This window comes from Rhizobacter sp. P2_H2, assembly GCF_056403375.1.
In genome coordinates this window covers 1-2,296 of the sequence record NZ_JBFUFP010000893.1, presented here as the reverse complement: position 1 = coordinate 2,296, position 2,296 = coordinate 1, and the positions used below count along the sequence as shown (strand labels likewise).

Here is a 2,296-nt window from a genome sequence, read left to right as displayed (position 1 = left end):
AGCAATACGTGCAGGACAAGGCCGCCAGGAGCGGCTCGAGCTTCTACTACGCCTTCCTTTTCCTGCCACCGCCACGCCGCGCGGCGATCACCGCGTTTTACGCCTTTTGCCGCGAGGTGGACGATGTCGTCGACGAAGTTCAGGACCCGGGCGTCGCCGCCACCAAGCTCGCCTGGTGGCGCAAGGAGGCGGCCAGCGCCTTCGCCGGGCACGCCTCCCATCCGGTGATGCAGGCCCTGATGCCCCTCACCGCCGAGTTCGGCATCCGCGCCGAGCACCTCAATGCGGTGATCGACGGCTGCCAGATGGATCTGGATCAGTCGCGCTACCTCGACTACGCCGGGCTGCAGCGCTACTGCCACCTGGTGGCCGGCGTGGTCGGCGAAGTCGCGGCCAGCATCTTCGGCCGCAGCACCGACCAGACGCTGCAGTACGCCCACAAGCTGGGCCTGGCGATGCAGCTGACGAACATCATCCGCGACGTCGGCGACGACGCCCGCCGCGGCCGCATCTACCTGCCGATCTCCGAATTGCAGCAGTTCGACGTGAAAGCGCATGAACTGCTCAAGCGCACCGCGCCATGGGGCTACAGCGAGCGCTTCACCGCGCTGATGCGCTTCCAGGCGGAGCGGGCGCACCGCTGCTACGACGAGGCCTTCGCGCTGCTGCCCGACGCCGACCGCGTGGCGCAGAAGCCCGGCCTGATGATGGCCAACATCTACCGCACGCTGCTGCGCGAGATCGAAGCCGGCGATTTCCAAGTGCTGCACCAGCGCGTCTCGCTGACGCCGATCCGCAAGCTGTGGATCGCCGCCCGCACCCACTGGAAGGGGCGCTGAGGCGCGCATCGCCACGGCGCTGGTCAAGCCAGTTTTCGCCATGCAAAATGGCGGACAACTGAATGAGAGTGCCGCGATGAAAAGCAAAGAGGGCCAGACCCCGGCGATCCAGGTGCTGGAGCGCATGTTTTCGCTGCTGGACCTGCTGGCGTCCCACCAGGATCCGATCTCGCTGAAGCTGATCAGCGAGCAGACGGGGCTGCACCCATCGACCGCCCACCGCATCCTCAACGACCTGACGGTCGGCCGCTATGTCGACCGGCCCGAGGCCGGCAGCTACCGGCTGGGCATGCGCCTGCTGGAACTGGGCAACCTGGTGAAGGCCCGCCTTGACGTGCGCGACGCCGCGCTCGGCCCGATGCGCGAATTGCACAAGCTGACGCACCAGCCGGTGAACCTGTCGATGCGCCAGGGCGACGAGATCGTCTACATCGAGCGCACCTACAGCGAACGCTCTGGCATGCAGGTGGTTCGCGCCGTCGGCGGGCGGGCACCGCTGCACCTCACGTCGGTCGGCAAGCTGTTCCTCGCGCATGACGATCCGCAGCGCGTGCGGGCCTATGCCAACCGCACCGGGCTGGCCGGCCACACGCGCAACAGCATCACCGAGGTGGCCACGCTGGAGCGCGAGCTGTCGAAGGTGATGCAGTACGGCACCGCGCGCGACGATGAAGAGCTGGAACTGGGCGTGCGCTGCATGGCCGCCGGCATCCTCGACGACCAGGGCAAGCTGGTGGCCGGGCTGTCGATCTCGGCGCCGGCCGACCGGCTGGAGGAAGCCTGGCTGGAGCGGCTGAAGGCGACCGCCTCGCAGATCTCGGCGGCGCTCGGGCACCGCGGCTGAAATGCAAGAAGCCCGGCGTCACCGGGCTTCTCGGATATCGACGGAAACGTCAGCGCTCAGGACGTGAGCTTCGGCGCCTCATGGGCCACCGTGGCAGGCGCTGCCACCGCCGGCACCACCGGCGCCAGCTGGTTCACCCAGCGGCGCACGCGCTCGGCATCGCCGATCCGCGAGTACTTGCCGGCCGAATCGAGGAACACCATGATCAGCTTGCGACCGGCCAGCTTGGCCTGCATCACCAGGCAACGGCCGGCTTCGGAGATGTAGCCGGTCTTCTGCACACCGATGTCCCACTCGGGGCTGCGCACCAGACCGTTGGTGGTGTGGAAGGCCTGCATGCGGCGACCGACCATCACCTGGTATTCCGGTGAGGTCGACAGCTCGCTGATCAGCGGACGGGTGCTCGCCTCTTTCACCAGCGAGGCCAGGTCATGCGCGCTCGACTGGTTGCGGCTGGACAGGCCCGTCGGCTCGACATAGTGCGTGTCGTTCATGCCGAGCTCGATCGCCTTGCGGTTCATCGCCGCGACGAAGGCATCGAGGCCGCCGGGATAGTGGCGGCCCAGCGCATGCGCGGCGCGGTTCTCGGACGACATCAGCGCCAGGTGCAGCA

The 2,296-nt window shown here is 67.7% G+C and carries 3 protein-coding genes; 2 read left to right on the top strand and 1 reads right to left on the bottom strand.

The genetic code is table 11. The features are described 5' to 3' along the window. Positions 1 to 839: presqualene diphosphate synthase HpnD (hpnD, locus tag AC1D15_RS27895; RefSeq protein ID WP_477828563.1), on the top strand; the 839-nt coding region annotated here is incomplete at its 5' end. Positions 840 to 915: 76 nt separating this feature from the next. After that, positions 916 to 1,683 (top strand): IclR family transcriptional regulator, encoded by a 768-nt coding sequence (locus AC1D15_RS27890; protein WP_047511852.1) that lies wholly within the window; start codon positions 916 to 918, stop codon positions 1,681 to 1,683. 56 nt (positions 1,684 to 1,739) lie between these two features. Here the strand turns inward: AC1D15_RS27890 and AC1D15_RS27885 are convergent. Then, positions 1,740 to 2,296: serine hydrolase family protein (locus AC1D15_RS27885; RefSeq protein WP_477828562.1), on the bottom strand; the 557-nt coding region annotated here is incomplete at its 5' end.